Origin of the sequence: Streptomyces camelliae, from assembly GCF_027625935.1 — a bacterium.
GTDB classification, from domain to species: Bacteria; Actinomycetota; Actinomycetes; order Streptomycetales; family Streptomycetaceae; genus Streptomyces; species Streptomyces camelliae.
On sequence record NZ_CP115300.1, the window covers coordinates 9,057,892 to 9,074,402 of the forward strand.

Here is a 16,511-nt window from a genome sequence, read left to right on the forward strand (position 1 = left end):
CGCGTCCCACACCGCCCTCATAGACGCCGCCGATACGGCCCTTGGCATTGTCAGATAGGCCCTAGGTGTTCTGTCCGGGGAGGTTGTGGACGGGTGAGCCAGGTCTCGGCTGAGGGATCTTGAACGGGTGAGGGCCTTCCGGGTTCGGTGTGGATTGCGACATCTGCACCGAGCACCGAGAAGGCCCTCTTGCCTCACCGTAATGCACCCCTGACCGAGACCGGTCGCCTGCGTCCGGCCCGCTGCGTCGTCGAGGACGGCTGGACCCTGCGCCGGGCTGCCGAACGTTTCCAGGTCTCCCCGACCACCGCCCAACGCTGGGCCGACCGCTACCGGGCGTTCGGCGAGGCAGGCATGGCCGACCGTTCCAGCCGCCCGCGCACCAGCCCCCGCCAGACCCCGACCCGTACCGAACGGCGCATCATCAAGGTCCGCCTCCTGCGCCGCTGGGGGCCGGCCCGCATCGCGCACCTGCTCCGACTGGTGCCCTCGACGGTGCACCGCGTGCTGACCCGCTACCGACTGGCCCGCCTGACGCATCTGGACCGGGCAACGGGCCGTGTCATACGCCGCTACGAGCGCCAACGGCCCGGCGAACTGGTGCACGTGGACATCAAGAAGCTCGGCAACATCCCCGACGGCGGCGGACACAAGGTGCTGGGCCGGCAGGCCGGCCGCAAAACCCGTTCCGCAAGCGGCTACAGCTACCTCCACACCGCCGTCGACGACCACTCCCGCCTCGCCTACAGCGAGATCCACACCGACGAGAAGAAGGAGACCGCCACCGCGTTCTGGACCCGCGCCCAAACGTTCTTCGCCCAGGCCGGGGTCACCGTCGAACGGGTCCTGACCGACAACGGAGCGTGCTACCGCTCCCGGGACTGGCGCGACGTGCTGGCAGCGGCCGGGATCGCCCACAAGCGAACCCGGCCCTACCGGCCCCAGACGAACGGCAAGGTGGAACGCTTCAACCGCACCCTGCTCGAGGAGTGGGCCTACGCCCGCCCCTACCACTCGGGGACCGAACGACGCGAGGCGTTCCCCGGCTGGCTGCACACCTACAATCACCACCGCGGCCACACCGCGCTGAAAGGGCAACCACCCGCCAGCCGCGTCCCCAACCTCACGGGTCAGTACACCTAGAGCCTGATCTCCCCGGCCCTACTCCGGGGTGATGCGCCTCGGGCAGCGGTCTTGAGTCCGTCCCTCCGTGTCCGAACAACCCGCAAAGCTGCACAAGCCTCCCAGCGTCCCTCTTGACGGGTTGGGCCCGTGAGGCGTCTACGCCGAGGCCAGCCCCGTTCCCGCTCGGCAGCGTGCGGAGCCGGCGGCTGGTGAGCGGCTGGTGGAGCTGCGGCCTGCGGAGATGGACGCCGCTGCGGGTGTATGTGGGTGCCGTGGAGCGGCTGCGGGTGCGGCCGGCGGATGGGTTGGTGGAGCGGGTGCGTACGGCGTCGTTCGGCGGTCGGGCCAGCCGTTGGTCGCTGTGTCTGACGGGGGAGCAGATGGAGTCGGTGGTGCGTGTTCTACGGTGCTCGTTGGTGTTGTTCGGCTGGTTGTCGGGGTGCTGCTGGGTGCCGCCGGAGAGCGATGACACTGGCTCGCTGGCCGGATCCGCTTCCCGCCTGACGGGCACCTGAGAAAAGAGTTCGGCCGCTGCTCCTGCCTGGCGGGACGTGTGGCCGATCGGCCTGTTACCGCAGGTCGGGGCGGTGTGGCGTGGTCTCCATGATGGATATCGCGAAGATCATCGCTGGTCAGGTGTACCGCTACTACCTGCGCCATGTCGTCGTCGGCGATGGCCGCCGCCTGGCCCGCACGCCGCTCGCCCAGGGCCAGGAGGAGGCGGGTGTCCCGGCAGGGCGATGGATGGGCCGGGGCCTTACGGTCCTCGGCCTGGCGGCGGGTGACGTCGTCACCGAGGCGCAGCTGCGCAACCTTTTCGGCAAGGGCCGGCACCCGCACGCCGACCGGATCGAGGTCGACCAACTCACTGGGGATGAAGCCCGCAGCCGCGCGCTGGGCCGGGGCGCTCGGCCGCCGGGTGAAGGTCACCGGGTTCGATCTGGTCTTCCGCCCGCAGCCGACCCTCACCCTGCTGTGGGCGCTCGGGGACGAGGAGACGGTGATCGAGGCCGCGCACGAGCGGGCGATTGCCGCCGTGCTCGCCCGGATCGAGGACGAGGCTGCGATCATCCGCGTCGGGGCGCAGGGCGTCTACCAGGTCCGCCCGGTGCACGGTCTGGTCGCCGCGCGGTTCCGCCACTACGAGGCGCGCTCCCGGATGCCGCTCCTGCATGACCATCTCCTTGTGTCCGTCAAAGCCCAGCGCCCCGACGGCAAGTGGGGCTCGGTGCACTCCGAGGTCCTGTACGAGAACGCGGTGGCCGCATCGACGCTCTACAACGAGATCGTGACGGCTGAGGCGTGTGAGGCGCTGGGGCTGGCCTCCGCGCTGCGCACCGTCACCGCCGGACGCCGCCCGGTCATGGACGTCGCCGGGGTGCCGCGCGGGCTGATCCGCTGGACCTCCCGGCGTAGCGAGCAGATCGCCGCCTGCCTTCAGGACCTGGAGCACGAGTACGTCACCGCCGTTGAGGGCGACAGCGAGCCGCGGTTCCTGCCCGTGGTCTCCGAGCGGGCCCGCGCCAAGCTGAACCGGATTGCCGCGAAGATGACGCGCCCGCCGAAGCAGAAGGCCCGGCCCCTCGCCAAGCTGCGCAAGGAGCGGAAGGAGAGCGCGATCCGCGCCTCCGGGGTGGCCGCCGACGTCATCAACTCCCTCATCGAATATGTCCGCGCCGCAGCGGCGGCGATCCGGGTCAGGGCCGTCGCCGTGGTCGACGTCGCACTGGCGGCCGTCGACGTCACCGCGACGGTGTTCGTGACGAACGGCGGCGGCCGGTTCCACCGCCGGCACCTGCTCGTCGAAGCCCGCCGCCACCTCGCTCTCGTCCTGCGCGGCCGTCACCGCGAGCCGGGCCTGGACGAGAGAATCGTGGACGCCGCACTCGCCACGTACTGCCTGGACATCAGCGAGCCGAAGACGCTGCGCGGCCTGATGCCCGCCTACGCCTCTACACCGCCCGCTGGTAGCTGGCCGACCTCGAACCCGACTGCCGCCTGCCGCCGACCACCGCCCCGGACCCAGATCGGCAGCCCCCGGCCGAACCGGGCACACCGGCCGCGCCCCGGCCCTCGGACCTGGAGCCGGGGGAGCGGGAGATACCCCGCGTCTGGCTGCAGTACGAGCGGGGCCGTCCTCGCCGGCGCGGTGATCCGAGAGAAGCTGCGCACCACCGTCACCGTTGCGCGGGGCCGGGCGTACGACGTCATCGCGCACCAGCAGGCAGCGATTCCTGAGCAGCTGCTCGCGCCCCCGGCCGTCGGCCCCGAGCATGGCGACCAGGAGCCGGGGCCGGCCGCCGGGGGCGATCGACCTGACGGCGCTGCGGGCCTTGCGGGAGTCACGCACGGACGTGGAAGCCCTCGGTCTCAGGGCCGAGCGGCTGCGCCACTTCCAGGACGCGTTCACCAAGGCGACTGACGACTCCCGCGCCCGCAAGGACCGCTACGCCGAACAGGACGATGCCGACGCAACGCACCCGGCGCGCCAGGACGACCAGTAGACGCACCGCCCGCAGGAGCCCGGACCGCACCGCGGCCGGGAGGCCGGCCACTGCGTGCACCCGATGCCGGGCACCCGATGCTGCGGTACGTACCGGCGATGCCCGGCATCCACTCCACCGAGTGGAGTCCACCGGCTGGGAGTGAGTTGCCGCCAACTTGAAGTCCCGGGTCAAAGGCTGGTGTGATTGGTTCTCGGGGGTACTCGTGCTGGTCGTGGGCGGGAGTCCACGGAGAAGATCGTCTGTCAGCACGGTTGGGGCGAAGAGAAACGCGATGCAGCAGCGTCGGCGGATGTGCGAGCCTTCTTCTCCCAGACGCCGACCGAGAAGAGTCTGATGACCCGCGATGACGCCCTCAGGCAGCTCGGCCACATCGCGCGCGAGCGGGCATTTGGTGGGCACGTCGGGTCCGACCGGCTCATCCAAGTAGGGCTTGACGCACTCATTGCCGAGGTCGAGAGTCCCTCCCTCGCCATGTTGGCCGGCCTTCTCCGGAGCGAGGAATGCGAAGCGCCAGCGCTCTTCGACCAGGTACTGGAGGAGCTGGGACTGCTCTTCCACCCGCCCGCCGACCCTCGGGCCGCAAAGTGGGCGATGGCCCAATGGATCGCCTGTCAGATAGCAGACGGAACCCTGGATCCCGCCACTGGCACCCACCTCATCTGGGCAGACATCGCCTACGACCTCGGCTACCCCGAAGAGCTGCAGTCTCTCGTCTCGTGCGCTCTCAACCTGGACGAATGGGAGGAGAGCTGGGGAGGCTGCGTTGAGGAGCTCAAGGGGGAAGCAATCGAGGCGGCGAAGCAGTTCCTGAGCAGGAGGCCGGCAGCAGAAGCGGGGAGTTGACCGCCCGGTTCTTGCTCGCTGCGGTTCGGCCGCCTCCTACGATCCGACCGCCACCGGACGGAACCGGCGAACCGACTGCGGCCGTTGCCCACGCGCTTACTGCACTGAGCGTTCCAATACGTCCTGGTGATCGGAAACCCACTGATAGGCCGACTGAACTTGCCTCACCGCCCCTGCGACACGGAGCCGGGTCATGGCGACGTCACCCGCATCGGCCTGGGTCTCGATGCCCCGCCAGCACCGGTCCTGCCACCACAAGATCGTGGCCACGAGACGTTGCCGGTCGGACAACTCGTAGCTGTCAACGATCAGCCTCATGCGTCGGGCTGCCTTCTCGATGTCGGTGACCGCGGGGCCCAGATCTAGGTACTGCCAGCAGACATGAGCGATGTCGTGGATCCGCGCGCCTGGTGCCGCAAGGTCCCAGTCGATGAATGCCACCGGCCGAAGCTCGCCACTGCACAGCTGATAGACGGTCACGTCCGCGGGAGTGGTGTATCGACGGCCACTCGGTGATCTCTTCTTTGAGGCTATGCGGTGAGTTCCGTCGGGATGACTGTGTCGTCGGTTTCTGACTCGATCGGGTGGAGGCGGGCCTTGGCCAGCAGGTCGAGTCCCATGTAGCGGCGGGCTTCGGTCCACTCGTCGTTCTGCTCGGCCAGCACCGCGCCGACCAGGCGGATCAGGGCGGTGCGGTCGGGGAAGATGCCGACCACGTCGGTGCGGCGGCGGATCTCCTTGTTGAGCCGTTCCTGCGGATTGTTCGACCAGATCTGCCGCCAGATCTCGCGCGGGAACGCGGTGAACGCCAGCACATCGCCCTGAGCGGCGTCCAAGTGGGCTGCCGCCTTGGGGAACTTGGCCTCCAATGCGTCCAGGACGTGCCGCATCTGGGACTGGACTGCATCGATGTCGGGTTGTTCGAAGACGGTCCGCAGCAGCGTGGCCACCCACGGCTGGGCCGACTTGGGCACCTGGCTCAGCAACGCGCGGGCGTAGTGAGTACGACATCGCTGCCAGCTCGCGCCGGGCAGGGTGGCCCCGATCGCGTTGACCAGGCCCATGTGCGCGTCTGAGATGACCAGTTGGACGCCCGATAGGCCGCGGGCGATCAGGGAGCGCAGGAAGGCCAGCCAGCCGGCGCCGTCCTCGGCAGTGGCCACGTCCAGGCCGAGAATCTCACGGTGCCCATCGGCGTTGACGCCGACCGCGATCAGCGCGTGGACGTTGATGATGCGGCCGCCCTCGCGAACCTTCTGCGTGAGCGCGTCCACCCAGACGAACGCGTAGGGGCCGGCGTCCAGGGGCCGGTTGCGGAACGCGGCGACCTGTTCGTCGAGATGCTTGGCCATGGCGCTGACCTGGGACTTCGACAGCTGGGTGACGCCCAGGCTCTCGGCGAGCTTCTCCACTCGGCGGGTGGAGACGCCGAGCAGATAGGCGGTGGCGACCACGCTGATGAGGGCCTGCTCAGCCCGGCGGCGACGCTCCAGCAGCCAGTGCGGGAAGTAACTGCCCTGACGCAGCTTGGGAACGGCGAGTTCGACGGTGCCCGCGCGGGTGTCCCACTCGCGAAGGCGATACCCGTTGCGATGGTTGACTCGCTCGTCGCTGACCTGCCCGTATTCAGCATTGCAGAGGGCATCGGCCTCGGCGGACATGAGCGCGTCCGCGAACGTCTTGACCATCGCGCGCAGCAGATCGGGACTCGCCGCTGCGAGGTTGTCCTCCGCGAGGGCGTGCAGGGGCAGACTGTCGGGTGCGGTCATCGTGCTGATCTCCTTCGTGACTCGACATCTCGAAGATCAGCCGGTGGCCGTTCATCTATGCGGGCGTCACCCCGACGCGGGAGCAAACCCCCGGATCAGGTCGAACCCGTACACCACTTCCCAGGACGCAACCTGATAGACCGTGTTCTTGGGTGACAGGTCGTTGTGACACACGACCTCTTGATCACCGGCCAGCGGGGTGCCGGCCGTCAGGTCATGGAACTCACGCACGAGCCGGGCGACCCTCACCAGACTCTCGTCCGATGACACAGCAGCAGGTTGCCGCGGCTCCCATGCCACGTGGCCATCGAGGTAACTGAGGACTTCACGGCCCTCTTCGTCCACACCGAGATACCGCGGAGCACCGCCCCATCCACTGGCTTCAAGCAACCTCAGCAGATCACCCACGAACTTCGCCGAGGCTGGACGGCGTACTGTGTCCCCGACACGAACGACCGCATTGACGAAACCTCCAGGCAAGGACGACTCAGGCATCCTTCCACCTTGCCTGATCGCTACCTCTGACGCTCATGACTTGTCCCGACGCTTGATCCGCCCCCAGGACAACTCCGCCAGATGATCTACTCCGCAGACTGCCGCCCACGACCAGCGCGAGCACCGCGACAGACGAACACACCAGCCCTTTGACCTGAGACGCCATCCGCTTACCGCTGGGCAGGCTTGATCAGTCGAACACGGTTCCTGTCCGGGTGATCTCTCGGTGGTCGGGGCATAACGGCAGGGCCTCCTGCTAGCTCGGGGTTGCGATCCCAACCGAGCAGCACCAGGAGGCCCTGTGTCGCAGTCTGTTGCGCTTGCGTCCGTGGAGTCCAACGCGGCATCTCCGGCGTGTGACTGTCTCGCGCACAGGTTCGGCAACGCGGCGGACGGGCTGGACCCCGTCCCGTGTTACGGCTCCGACCTGACGGAGGCCGAATGGCAGGTCATCCGGCCGCTGTTGCCGGTCCCCGCGTGGCTTCAGGGGCGGGGCGGCCGGCCGGAGGGCTATTGCCACCGCGTCATGCTGGATGCGGTCCGCTATGTCGTCGACAACGGCGTCAAGTGGGTCAACCTGCCCTGTGACTTCCCGCCGTACCGGCGAGTGCACGCGTTCGCCCGACGCTGGCAGGTTACGGGCCTGCTCACCGAGCTCCACGACCGGCTGCGCGACAAGGTCCGCCAGAAGGAGGGCCGCTCGCCGGACCCGACGGCTGCCATCGTGGACTCGCAGTCACTGCGGGCGGCGACGAACATTCCGCGCTCGACGTCCGGGTGGGACGGCGGGAAGAAGGTGGGCGGCCGCAAACGGCACCTGGTGGTGGACTGCCTGGGCCTGGTCCTGGCCGTCGCGGTGAGTGCGGCGAGCGTGCAGGACCGCGACGCCGCACTGCCCCTGCTGGAGAAGCTGCGCACCATGTACTTCTCCGTCCGCCTCGTCTGGGCAGACGGCGGTTATGCGGGTCGGCTCGTCGGCTGGTCGGCCGACAAGCTCCAGCTCACCCTTGAGATCGTCAAACGCACCGACGACACCAGCGGGTTCGTGGTGCTGCCGCGCAGGTCGGTGGTGGAAAGGACGCTGAGCTGGCTGATGCGATCGCGCCGCCTGGTGCGCGACTACGAGACACTGCCCGCCATGCACGAGGCCATGGTGCTGTGGTCCATGACCAGGCTCATGAGCAGCCGCCTGGCCGGGCGCCGGCCAGGCGCCTTCAGCCGTCCGACGCCCCGAGCGGGGTGAACACCCCCGGCCGCACCTGGAGCGCCCACCCCCGTTCTACCAGGCGCTTCGCCTTCGACCGCGGCCCCTCGACCTTCGCTGGAACCGCCTGAAGGCCCAGGGCCACGGCCGGTTGCTGGCACCGCATACCCTCCCGGGCCGCATCCGACTCCAGCACGGACATGATCCGCTGGTAGTCCGGAGGCAGGACCGTCGCTGTCATGCCCTCGGTCCGTCTGGGCACCACCGACCCCGCCACCACACTCACCACCGGCTCCGCGACCGCGACGGGCGGCTCGGCCAGCACCTCGGCCACCGTCACACGGGCATCCGCCGGCCGCTGAAGTGCCCGTTCCGCCTCACCGAGGGCAGCTTCCACCCGCTCGGCCTCCTCCCGCAGCCGTGCCACCTCTTCCCGGACCTTCTTCTCCCGGGTCTCCAGCAGACCGAGCACCGACGGCACCAGCCACCTCCACAAGCGAGACGAACAGACGAACCACGCCCATCTCTCCCTCTACAAACCGGAGTTCATGCCCACCCAGCCCGAACCAAACGATCACGTTCGGAAAGCGGATGGCGTCTGAGAGACGTGCCTGGGCTGGGCGAGTGTGGCTATGGCGGCGGAAGGCCACACGTTAGGTGGAGATCGAGGATGGGCTATAGGCGTTGGGCCACCATGGCCGCGTAGCTCGCCCATGGGCCGCCAGCCTTCCAGCGGTCGACGGAGACGACGCTAATGCCGAGTAGCCGGCTGATCGCAGTCTCGGGCAGGGCTAGGCTGAGGCCGCGCAGGGCCGAGTGCTGCGTGGCCTGCCCAGGGATGCCCGCCTTCTGCAGTCGGTTGCTGAGGGGCGAGGCGCTGAGGTGCTGCTCAGGATGCCGGCCGGGGAACAGTCAGTGGCTGGAGCCTCCATCTCCGACGTTGGAGTGTGGCCGACCGGACGCGGCGAGCTGCTCGACCAGCTCGCCGAGCCGTTCGGGAAGGTGGAGCGACTCGCGTCCCAGGAGCAGGTGAAGTCCTGTCCGGTTGCGGATGACTTGATCGATTCGGATCTTCGTGATGGTGGCTACCGGCTGGGCGATGAGCACTGTCAAAAGGCCGGCGACGCGATGGTCGAGGGCGAGCGTCGTGTCGCTGAGCAGTGTCTTCGCGTTGGCGATGCGCTTGTCGTTGTCCAGAGGTGCTGACGCTCTGCGCCAACCGGCGGCGGGATGTTGAGACCGCCGGCAGATGGTGGTCGACGGCCCGCTTCATGGACGGTCGTGTGTGCTGGGTGACGGATGTGCCGTCCGAAAGGCCAGAGGTCGATGTCACGCTGGCTGGACCGGCTCAGGGTGGTGCTCCGCTCGCGGAGCCACTGTAGGAGCCGTACGGCCTCTTTCAGCTGCATGCGCACGCTGTCGGTCTGTGAATGGGTGGCCGGGTGCCTCCGAAGACGGCGCCGCAGCCGTGCAATGCGATCCCACCGGGCGTACTCCTGGAGCAGCTTTCGGTGGTGAGGGTCCGCGATGTTCTGGACGATCCCTTCGTGGGATCGCTCAAGGGCGACCATGCGTTCGTCCCGCTGTGGCAGGGCACCAGCCGTGACGAGCACGCCGTGCAGATAGCGTACGGCTCTGTCCGCGCGGTACTGGTCCTGTGTTGTCGTTGTCAACCGGGCAGCCTTTCGTGCCGAGTTGGGCCGGCACCGCGGCGGCTTTCGTGCGGGGCCGCAGCCGCCTCAGCACGGCAGAGGGCTCGCTGGCGGCGGCACGTCCGTGGACCACGGCTTCCAGACGGGGGCGGACAGCACCGTCGGATCCCGTCACGAGTTCTCTCACGCGATGCTGGCAGGCGCAGCGTGGGCAGAGGCCGTGATGCCCTATGGGTCCGATCTGTTCGCAGCCAGAGCAGGGGCGATGGGTGATCGGGTCCTTGCCCAAGCAATTCTGGCAGACGTAGCCGTCCGGCGTCTGGACCCGGGCTCTGACGGCTTTCCCGCAGTTGCGGCAGGTATGTTTCGCCCTGGAGCAGTTCGCGCAGAGAGGGTCGCGGTGCTGGCATCGAAGCAGGGACGCGCGCGTCCGCACAGGGAGCAGACGGGGACGGGCAGCCGGTAGCAGGACGGACACACAGGGCCGTCTGGGGTCCGCTGGCCGACGGTACGACGCCTCCGGCAGCGGATGCAGTCCTCGAATTTGCCGGGATCATTCCTGGTGGTTTCGTTCGCTTTCAGCGACGGCGTTTGTCGATGAGTTTCAGCAGCAGTTGAGCGTCCGCCTGTCGGGGATTTCACGAGAAGTGACGGCAGTGCTGTGTCGCCTGGACGGGCGGGGCGATCGGCGTCGCCGGTGAACCTTCCCGGTCGCAGCACAATCGTGTTGACCGCCCCCGGCAGGCAGTGCTTGAGTCGGCGCGTGGACAGCATTTCTGCCAACCGGCGGTTCTGGAACCAGATCAGCAGCGCCTACCAGCACGAGCACGACCCGCAGATCGGCGCAGCGCCCCGGCTGTGGGGCACGTACGCCATCCCCGACGCGCACCTGCACGCCCTGGGCGACGTCACCGGCAAGCGCGTCCTCGAACTCGGCTGCGGTGCCGGCCAGTGGTCCAGGGCGCTCGCCGCTGAGGGCGCCACCGTGGTCGGGCTCGATCTGTCCGAAGCCCAGCTCGCCGCGGCAGCTCGCGCGATGGGAGCGGCCCGCTACCCGCTGGTGCAAGGCGCCGCCGAACACCTCCCGTTCGCCGCCGACAGCTTCGACCTGGTGTTCTGTGACTACGGCGGGCTTAGCTGGGCGCCGCCGCACCTGGCCGTCCCGCAGGCCGCACGCATCCTGCGCCGCGGTGGACGCCTGGTGTTCAACGTCGCCAGCCCATGGTTCGAAGCCTGCTACGACGAAGCCGCCGGCCGCGTAACCACGACGCTGCACCAGGACTACTTCGGGCTGGACACCATCGCCGAAGACCAGGGCGCGGTCAGCTATCAGCTCACCTACGGCGACTGGATCAAGGTCCTGCGCGGCGCAGGTCTCGTCATCGACGACCTCATCGAGCCGCGGCCCGAACCCGGAACAGCCAACGGCTACAACCAAACCGACCCGCCTGACTGGGCATACCGCTGGCCGGCAGAAATGATCTGGGTAACCCACAAACCGTAAGCACCGCCGCACCGAGACGTGAAGGTATCCCTTCCCCGGTTGGCCCTAGGCCGTGTATCGAAAGTGGATCGTCTGTCAGTCCTGCCTGGGATGCTCCGAGCATGGAGATGACAGTGCAGCTGACGATCGACTGCTCCGATCCGCAGAGAATGGTGACTTTCTGGGCCGAGGCCCTGGGCTACGTGCCTGAGCCTCCGCCGGGCGGGCACGCCACGTGGCGTGCTTACTGGGCGGCGGTAGGGGTGCCCGAGGCAGAGTTGCCGGCCGGTGCCGGGGATATTCCGGAGTCGATCATCGATCCCGCGGGACGTGGACCGAGGGTGTGGTTCCAGCAGGTTCCGGAGCCGAAGGTCGCCAAGAACCGGTGGCACTTCGACCTGAAGGTCGGTGGGGGCCGTGACGTCCCACTGGACGTCCGCACACAGCGAGTCAGGGCTACGGTGGAACGGCTGGTCAAAGCCGGTGCCACCGTGCTGCGGATCAAGGATGAGCAGGACATGGGGCTCTACGCCGCCGCCATGCAGGACCCTGAGGGCAACGAATTCGACGTCGTCTGAGGGCCGTTGCGACGGTGCTGGTCACAGCCACTCGTTCACGGCTGCGACCAGCACAGTCGCCTCGTAGCGGACGGAGAGCTTGTCGTACCTCGTGGCCACTGCCCTGTGCCTTTTAAGTCGGTTGATCCCGCACTCGACCGCATGGCGCTCGCGGTAGTCGGCCGGGTCGAAAAGCGGTGGCCGGCCGCCGCGGGAGCCGCGCTTCTGGCGGTTGCGCGCCTGGTCGGCCTTGTCCGGGATGGTGCAGCGGATCCCGCGGCGGCGCAGGTAGGCGCGGTTTTTGCGGGAGGCATACGCCTTGTCAGCACGCACCCGATCGGGGCGGATGCGTGGCCGGCCCGGCCCGATGCGGGGCACACGGACCTTCTCCAGCACGGGTTCGAACTGCGGCGAGTCTCCACGCTGCCCTGCCGTCACCACGATCGACATGGGCTTCTGACCCTGCTCAACTGCCAGGTGGAGCTTGGTGGTGAACCCGCCGCGCGACCTTCCCAGCCCATGATCACGGGGCTCGGTGAAGATGCCGCCCGGTGGTTCCTTCTGCAGGTCGCCCTGCTTGCGGGCCCCGGCCGCATGCTGATGGGCGCGGCAGACCGTGGAGTCGACGCTCAGGTCCCATGTGATCGCACCCTTCGCGTCGGCCAGGGACTGGAGCCGGGTGAGGAGCCGCTGCCAAGTGCCGTTCCGCTGCCATCGGCGGAACAGGTCATAGACCCGGCCCCACGGTCCATACACGGCGGGGACATCCCGCCACGGAACACCGGTTCGGACCCGGAACCGTATGCCGTCGATCAACTGCCTCCGAGGCCAGACGGGCGGCCGACCCGCCTTCCTGCTCTTCGGCAACAACGGCTCCAGCACCGCCCACTGCTCGTCCGTGAGATCTCCCCGACCCATGAACCGTGATCATTCACGGTCCAAGATCCACTTTCGATACACGGCCTAGAAGGTCCTGTCCCGCGTGCCATCCGCCGACCGGCGCTGGTGCCGCTCATACACGGTCTTCCACGGACCGAAACGCGCAGGCAGATCCCGCCAGGGCACACCCGTGCGCTGCCGGTACAGGATCCCGTTGATGATCTTGCGATGACTGGCCCACCGGCCGCCGCGCAGCTGCAGCGTTCGGTAGGTGGGGTTTCAGCGGGACCGGCTCCTCATTGGTGAGGTTTCCCCGTTCCATGACTGTGGCAACGGCACGCCTCCCACGCTCGGTCACAAGATCTGTCGGACAGGCCCTGGCTGGCTTCGGCTTCGGTTCGGGCTCGTGTGGTGGCGAGTTGGTAGGAGTCGGTGCCGGTTTCGATGATGGTGCTGTTGAAGGTGAGGCGGTCGGCGGTGGCTGCGCAGAGGTGGGGGTGGGTGAAGGTCTTGGTCCGGCCGTCGAAGGACTCGTTGGAGGCGATGGCGACGCTGTTGTTCTCCTCGTGTTCGGTCAGGTCCTGGAAGAGGGGTTCGGCTCGGTGGCGGTCGAGTTCCGTGTAGCTGAGTTTGTTGATGCAGTGCAGGTCGACGCGTTCGTAGCGGGCGATGGTCTTGTTCAGGTGCTTCTCGTCTGCGGCCTCGACCAGTTCGTTGACCGGCTTCGTGGCGAGTGTGTAGCGGACGTGGTAGCCCTTCATGGCGGCTTCGGTGCCCAGGGCGATGAGGATGTGGGACTTGCCAGTGCCGCAGTCGCCGATCAGGCATGGGGGCTGGCTCTTCTTGATCCACTCGTGGCTGGCGAGGGTGTGGATGGCGGCCGGGTCGATGTTTGGATTGGTGTCGAAGTCGAAGGATCGCAGCGTTTTCTTCCGGGGGGAGCCGGCTGCCTTGATCCTCCGTTGCGAGCGGCGTCGGACCCGGTCGTCGCACTGGGCCATGAGCAGCTCGGCGAGGAAGCCGCGGTAGGTGATCTGGTCGTTGGCCGCCGAGGTTGCGGTGTCGGGGAACTCGGCCGGGATCGTCGGCAGCCGCAGGAGACGGCAGGCGGTGTCGATGGCGGCGTCGGCGGCCTGTTCGGTGATGTTCCGTTGGTGTCGACGATCAAGTTTTTCTTTCCCCAGGTTGAGCGGTTTGAGCGTCATGTAATTCGGCCCTGTCGGGGATCTTGTGACACTCCATGGCTTCCTCTTTGGAACAGGTTCTAGGGTCGCCACTCTGCCCGGTAATCGGGGTGCTCGGCGTACGACTGCGCGAGCACGCGGAGGGCATAGCGAAGACCAGCCAAGCGAGTGTCGGAGGGATCCATCGCCTCGTACTCCCGAGCCAGCATGTCGACCAAGTCGAGCATCGGCAGGTGACTGTCAAGGACTGCGTCACCCCCGAAGCGGTAGGCCACCTCGGCATAGGCATGGTTGTCCGCCTCATAACGGGCGTGAAGAAACCTCAGAAGCTCGTCCACGAGAGGATTCTCGGTGATCTCCAGCGGCGTTGACGGAGGTTCTTGCCCGCCTCAAGTCCGGAGGAGGATGCGTCTGCAGAGGAGGTCGAGGTTGGCGCGACCGAAGCCCATGCGTTTGAGGAGCTTGGCTCTGGTCACATGGCCTTCGACCTGGCCTGGGCTCCATGGCGTGGACAGGCCGGAGGTGACGGCGTCCAGATCTCGCTTCATGCCGTTGACCAGGGAGTGCAGGGCGGGCAGGTCGTCGGCGAGGACGCGGTCCATCCATGCGGGCAGGTCGTTGCCGCGCAGGTCGCGCATCATGGCTGCGAAGTCGCGGACGTGGCTTGCGGTGGCGTCGAGGTGCGGGCACGCGGCCCGGATCTCCTTGAGCTCGGCGGCGTCGGTCTCGGTGAGGCGTCCGGGGTTGGTCATGATCCAGCGGACGACGCGCCGGGGTTTCGGGGCGGGCCGCGGCTGGGGAGCAGGCGCGGGCGGGATCTTCGGCTTGGGGCTGTGCGGCTTCTTGAAGGGCTGGAAGTAGCGGCGGAGGCACTGGATGCTGCCGGTGAAGCCGCGTGCGCGCAGTTCGTGGTGCAGCTGTGGGATATCGTGGCAGCCCTCGCGCCAGCGTTCGTGCAGGTAGGGCTTGTGTTCGTCCAGGATCGAGGTCCGGTTGGTTGCCCTGACCAACAGTTCGTCGAGACTTTGGGCGCGGGCGAAGCGCCGTACGGTCGAGTGGTCCAGCCGCAGCTGGCGGCCGATCGCTGCCAGAGATTGCCCCTCGGACAGCAGTTGCTGAACCGCCGTGTACCGCTCGGTGGTGCGGGTCACCAGCCGCCTCGGGCGCCCGAGGACGTCCCGGGTGCCGTCCGGCGGGACGAACGGCGTCTCTTCCGCGGGCGGCTTCGCCATCCCCGTGGACGCGGTGGCGGGCTCCGTGACGACCGGGGCCGTGGCGAACACCGTGCGAATGCACAGGTGATGGGCCCCGACCGTCTTCTCCACCGCCTCGGCGAGGTTGCGCAGCAGGTGCCAGGCGTCCGCTATCTGCTGGGCCTGCGGAGCCCCTCTGCGGGCGCCTTCGGCGTAGGCACCGGCCCGGTCCCGGCAGATCACTTCGACGCTGCGGGTGATTGCGCAGCCAGGTGGCCAGCGGCTCGGCGTCCCGGCCCGGCAGCACATCGACCGGGCGCCGCTCTTCCAGGTCCACCAGGATCGTGGCGTAAGAGTCACCCTTGCGCAGCGCGAAGTCGTCGACCCCGAGGACGCGCACGCTGGCCTGTGGCAACTCCGGTAACCGTCGGAGGAGGTCCAGGAGTTTGTCCTTGGCGACGCGGATGCTCAGCGCGGCCGCGAGCCGCGCACCCGGTCGGCCCGCCAGACATGCGGCGATCGAGGTGAGCAACGTGCTCAGCAGTGGCGTGTACCGGGCATGCGGGCTGGTCAGCCCCTCGACCTGCTCAGCGAACGTCACCGCCGGACACTGCGGATTGAGGCACTTGAACCGGCGCACCACGAGTTCGATCAACGCAGGGGCTCCGCCGACGGGCGCGTCAGCGAGCCGGCGCGCGTATCGGCCGTGCACACGCCACGACACCACCCCGCATCTTGGGCACCGTGCCGATGGCGCCATGGAATGCGCGCAGAACGTGACCGTTCCGGCCGCACGCTCGATCGACTCGACCATCACACCGGCTAAATGCGGCAGCAACTGCCCCAAACCCCCTGAACTGCGCACTCGGTAGATGCCCAGTTCAGACCGGGTACATCACAAGATCTCCCACAGAGCCGAATTACGTGAACGTCCACAGCCTGATCGCTGCGGCTGACCCTGAGGCGACGTTGTGGACCTGGCCGTGCTGAAGGAACCGGTCGGCGCTCTGGCCGTCGGGAGCGCGCCGACTCAGCCGTTGTTCGGCTACTCGGCGGGATCATCCGTGGCATGCAGGGCTGCCTTCTTCACGGCCTGCTCCAGCTCGTAGCGGCTTTCCCCGGACGCCTCGGCGTGCGCGGTGACGGCTGCCTGCGTGGCCTCGGCCGCCTTGTGCCAGCGCATCCACTGCGCGTCGTAGTCGTCGCCAGCCAGGCCCGCGAGCTTCGGGCGCTCTGCTTCGGCGGATCGTTCCAGCGTGATCAAGTCATCGGGCCCTCTGTCACGGGCGGATTCTGGATTGTGGACCCAGCCGGCTTGCTCTCGGGGCTACCGGCCGATCGGGTACAGCCGGCTGCCTTCGGCCGTACGTCACGCGGGTGCAGTTGCCGGCGCCGTCTTTCAACGCGTGGCACGACGGCTGAGACGTGGAGGTGTGCTGCCCATGCCCCGGTCGCTGTCTGCTCAGGTCTGCGGTGCGGCTGTGGATCGGGCGGCACCCTCGGATACCCGGCGTCTTTGCGGACGTGGCCGGCAGGGCCGGGGCGGTCGGCGGTCGGGGGCTCACCGGGGTGGATGCACGTGCGCTGGATCCTGGTCGGTCTCCTGGTGCGTGTCCGATG

Annotated in this window: 15 protein-coding genes and 4 pseudogenes; 8 read left to right on the top strand and 11 right to left on the bottom strand. The window is 68.1% G+C overall.

Annotated elements, in window-relative coordinates:
- Positions 1-189: 189 nt before the first annotated feature.
- The 4 genes and pseudogenes from O1G22_RS41620 to O1G22_RS41630 all read left to right on the top strand — a co-directional run bounded on the left by O1G22_RS41620 (position 190) and on the right by O1G22_RS41630 (position 4,475).
- Complete coding sequence (locus O1G22_RS41620) at positions 190-1,143, top strand: IS481 family transposase (protein WP_270086064.1); 954 nt, start codon at positions 190-192, stop codon at positions 1,141-1,143.
- Between the two features lie 239 nt (positions 1,144-1,382).
- Positions 1,383-1,640 (top strand): DUF6417 family protein, encoded by a 258-nt coding sequence (locus O1G22_RS45135; RefSeq protein ID WP_487416695.1) that lies wholly within the window; start codon positions 1,383-1,385, stop codon positions 1,638-1,640.
- Positions 1,641-1,731: 91 nt separating this feature from the next.
- Positions 1,732-3,547 (top strand): annotated as a pseudogene (gene mobF / locus O1G22_RS41625) (MobF family relaxase).
- 418 nt (positions 3,548-3,965) lie between these two features.
- Positions 3,966-4,475 carry a hypothetical protein gene (locus O1G22_RS41630; protein WP_270086065.1) on the top strand — a complete coding sequence of 170 codons (510 nt, stop codon included), beginning with the start codon at positions 3,966-3,968 and terminating at the stop codon, positions 4,473-4,475.
- A gap of 96 nt (positions 4,476-4,571) precedes the next feature.
- Here the strand turns inward: O1G22_RS41630 and O1G22_RS41635 are convergent, their stop codons facing one another.
- The 3 genes from O1G22_RS41635 to O1G22_RS41645 form a co-directional block, all read right to left on the bottom strand.
- A complete protein-coding gene (locus O1G22_RS41635; RefSeq protein WP_270086066.1) occupies positions 4,572-4,955 on the bottom strand; it encodes a hypothetical protein in 384 nt (127 codons plus the stop codon).
- Positions 4,956-5,005: 50 nt separating this feature from the next.
- The gene (locus O1G22_RS41640; RefSeq protein WP_270079380.1) at positions 5,006-6,244 is read right to left on the bottom strand and encodes an IS256 family transposase; all 1,239 of its coding nucleotides are present in this window, start codon (positions 6,242-6,244) and stop codon (positions 5,006-5,008) included.
- Between the two features lie 66 nt (positions 6,245-6,310).
- A complete protein-coding gene (locus O1G22_RS41645; protein WP_270086067.1) occupies positions 6,311-6,739 on the bottom strand; it encodes a protein kinase family protein in 429 nt (142 codons plus the stop codon).
- A 301-nt stretch (positions 6,740-7,040) separates the two neighbouring features.
- Here O1G22_RS41645 and O1G22_RS41650 point away from each other — a divergent pair, with 301 nt between their 5' ends.
- On the top strand, positions 7,041-7,982 hold the full coding sequence (locus tag O1G22_RS41650) for an IS5 family transposase (RefSeq protein ID WP_270086068.1): 942 nt from the start codon (positions 7,041-7,043) through the stop codon (positions 7,980-7,982).
- Here the strand turns inward: O1G22_RS41650 and O1G22_RS41655 are convergent.
- Positions 7,954-8,424 carry a hypothetical protein gene (locus tag O1G22_RS41655; protein ID WP_270086069.1) on the bottom strand — a complete coding sequence of 157 codons (471 nt, stop codon included), beginning with the start codon at positions 8,422-8,424 and terminating at the stop codon, positions 7,954-7,956. The two genes, O1G22_RS41650 and O1G22_RS41655, sit on opposite strands and share 29 nt — an antisense overlap.
- A 401-nt stretch (positions 8,425-8,825) precedes the next feature.
- Here O1G22_RS41655 and O1G22_RS41660 point away from each other — a divergent pair, with 401 nt between their 5' ends.
- From O1G22_RS41660 to O1G22_RS41670, 3 genes are all read left to right on the top strand, one after another.
- The gene (locus tag O1G22_RS41660) at positions 8,826-9,149 is read left to right on the top strand and encodes a hypothetical protein (protein ID WP_270086070.1); all 324 of its coding nucleotides are present in this window, start codon (positions 8,826-8,828) and stop codon (positions 9,147-9,149) included.
- A 1,209-nt stretch (positions 9,150-10,358) separates the two neighbouring features.
- Entirely contained in the window at positions 10,359-11,099 is a 741-nt protein-coding gene (locus O1G22_RS41665) for a class I SAM-dependent methyltransferase (protein WP_270086071.1), read from the top strand.
- A gap of 101 nt (positions 11,100-11,200) precedes the next feature.
- On the top strand, positions 11,201-11,656 hold the full coding sequence (locus O1G22_RS41670) for a VOC family protein (protein ID WP_270079546.1): 456 nt from the start codon (positions 11,201-11,203) through the stop codon (positions 11,654-11,656).
- A 21-nt stretch (positions 11,657-11,677) separates the two neighbouring features.
- On the opposite strand, the gene O1G22_RS41675 is transcribed toward O1G22_RS41670, so the two are convergent.
- The 7 genes and pseudogenes from O1G22_RS41675 to O1G22_RS41705 form a co-directional block, all read right to left on the bottom strand.
- On the bottom strand, positions 11,678-12,553 hold the full coding sequence (locus tag O1G22_RS41675; RefSeq protein ID WP_270079545.1) for an IS5 family transposase: 876 nt from the start codon (positions 12,551-12,553) through the stop codon (positions 11,678-11,680).
- Between the two features lie 54 nt (positions 12,554-12,607).
- Positions 12,608-12,836 (bottom strand): annotated as a pseudogene (locus O1G22_RS41680) (transposase); the annotation flags it as partial.
- Between the two features lie 58 nt (positions 12,837-12,894).
- Positions 12,895-13,719 (bottom strand): annotated as a pseudogene (locus O1G22_RS41685) (ATP-binding protein); the annotation flags it as partial.
- A gap of 59 nt (positions 13,720-13,778) precedes the next feature.
- Positions 13,779-14,036 carry a DUF6221 family protein gene (locus O1G22_RS41690; RefSeq protein WP_270086072.1) on the bottom strand — a complete coding sequence of 86 codons (258 nt, stop codon included), beginning with the start codon at positions 14,034-14,036 and terminating at the stop codon, positions 13,779-13,781.
- Between the two features lie 51 nt (positions 14,037-14,087).
- Entirely contained in the window at positions 14,088-14,930 is an 843-nt protein-coding gene (locus O1G22_RS41695; protein WP_333492493.1) for a transposase, read from the bottom strand.
- A 138-nt stretch (positions 14,931-15,068) separates the two neighbouring features.
- Positions 15,069-15,705 (bottom strand): annotated as a pseudogene (locus O1G22_RS41700) (ISL3 family transposase); the annotation flags it as partial.
- A 231-nt stretch (positions 15,706-15,936) separates the two neighbouring features.
- On the bottom strand, positions 15,937-16,155 hold the full coding sequence (locus O1G22_RS41705) for a hypothetical protein (protein ID WP_270086073.1): 219 nt from the start codon (positions 16,153-16,155) through the stop codon (positions 15,937-15,939).
- Positions 16,156-16,511: the final 356 nt, after the last annotated feature.

Excerpts from the sequence above, each read along its gene's own strand:
- O1G22_RS41630 (WP_270086065.1), top strand. The coding sequence starts at position 3,966 with ATGACCCGCGATGACGCCCTCAGGCAGCTCGGCCACATCGCGCGCGAG.
- O1G22_RS41640 (WP_270079380.1), bottom strand. The coding sequence starts at position 6,244 with ATGACCGCACCCGACAGTCTGCCCCTGCACGCCCTCGCGGAGGACAAC.
- O1G22_RS41645 (WP_270086067.1), bottom strand. The coding sequence starts at position 6,739 with ATGCCTGAGTCGTCCTTGCCTGGAGGTTTCGTCAATGCGGTCGTTCGT.
- O1G22_RS41670 (WP_270079546.1), top strand. The coding sequence starts at position 11,201 with ATGGAGATGACAGTGCAGCTGACGATCGACTGCTCCGATCCGCAGAGA.
- O1G22_RS41675 (WP_270079545.1), bottom strand. The coding sequence starts at position 12,553 with ATGGGTCGGGGAGATCTCACGGACGAGCAGTGGGCGGTGCTGGAGCCG.
- O1G22_RS41695 (WP_333492493.1), bottom strand. The coding sequence starts at position 14,930 with ATGGCGAAGCCGCCCGCGGAAGAGACGCCGTTCGTCCCGCCGGACGGC.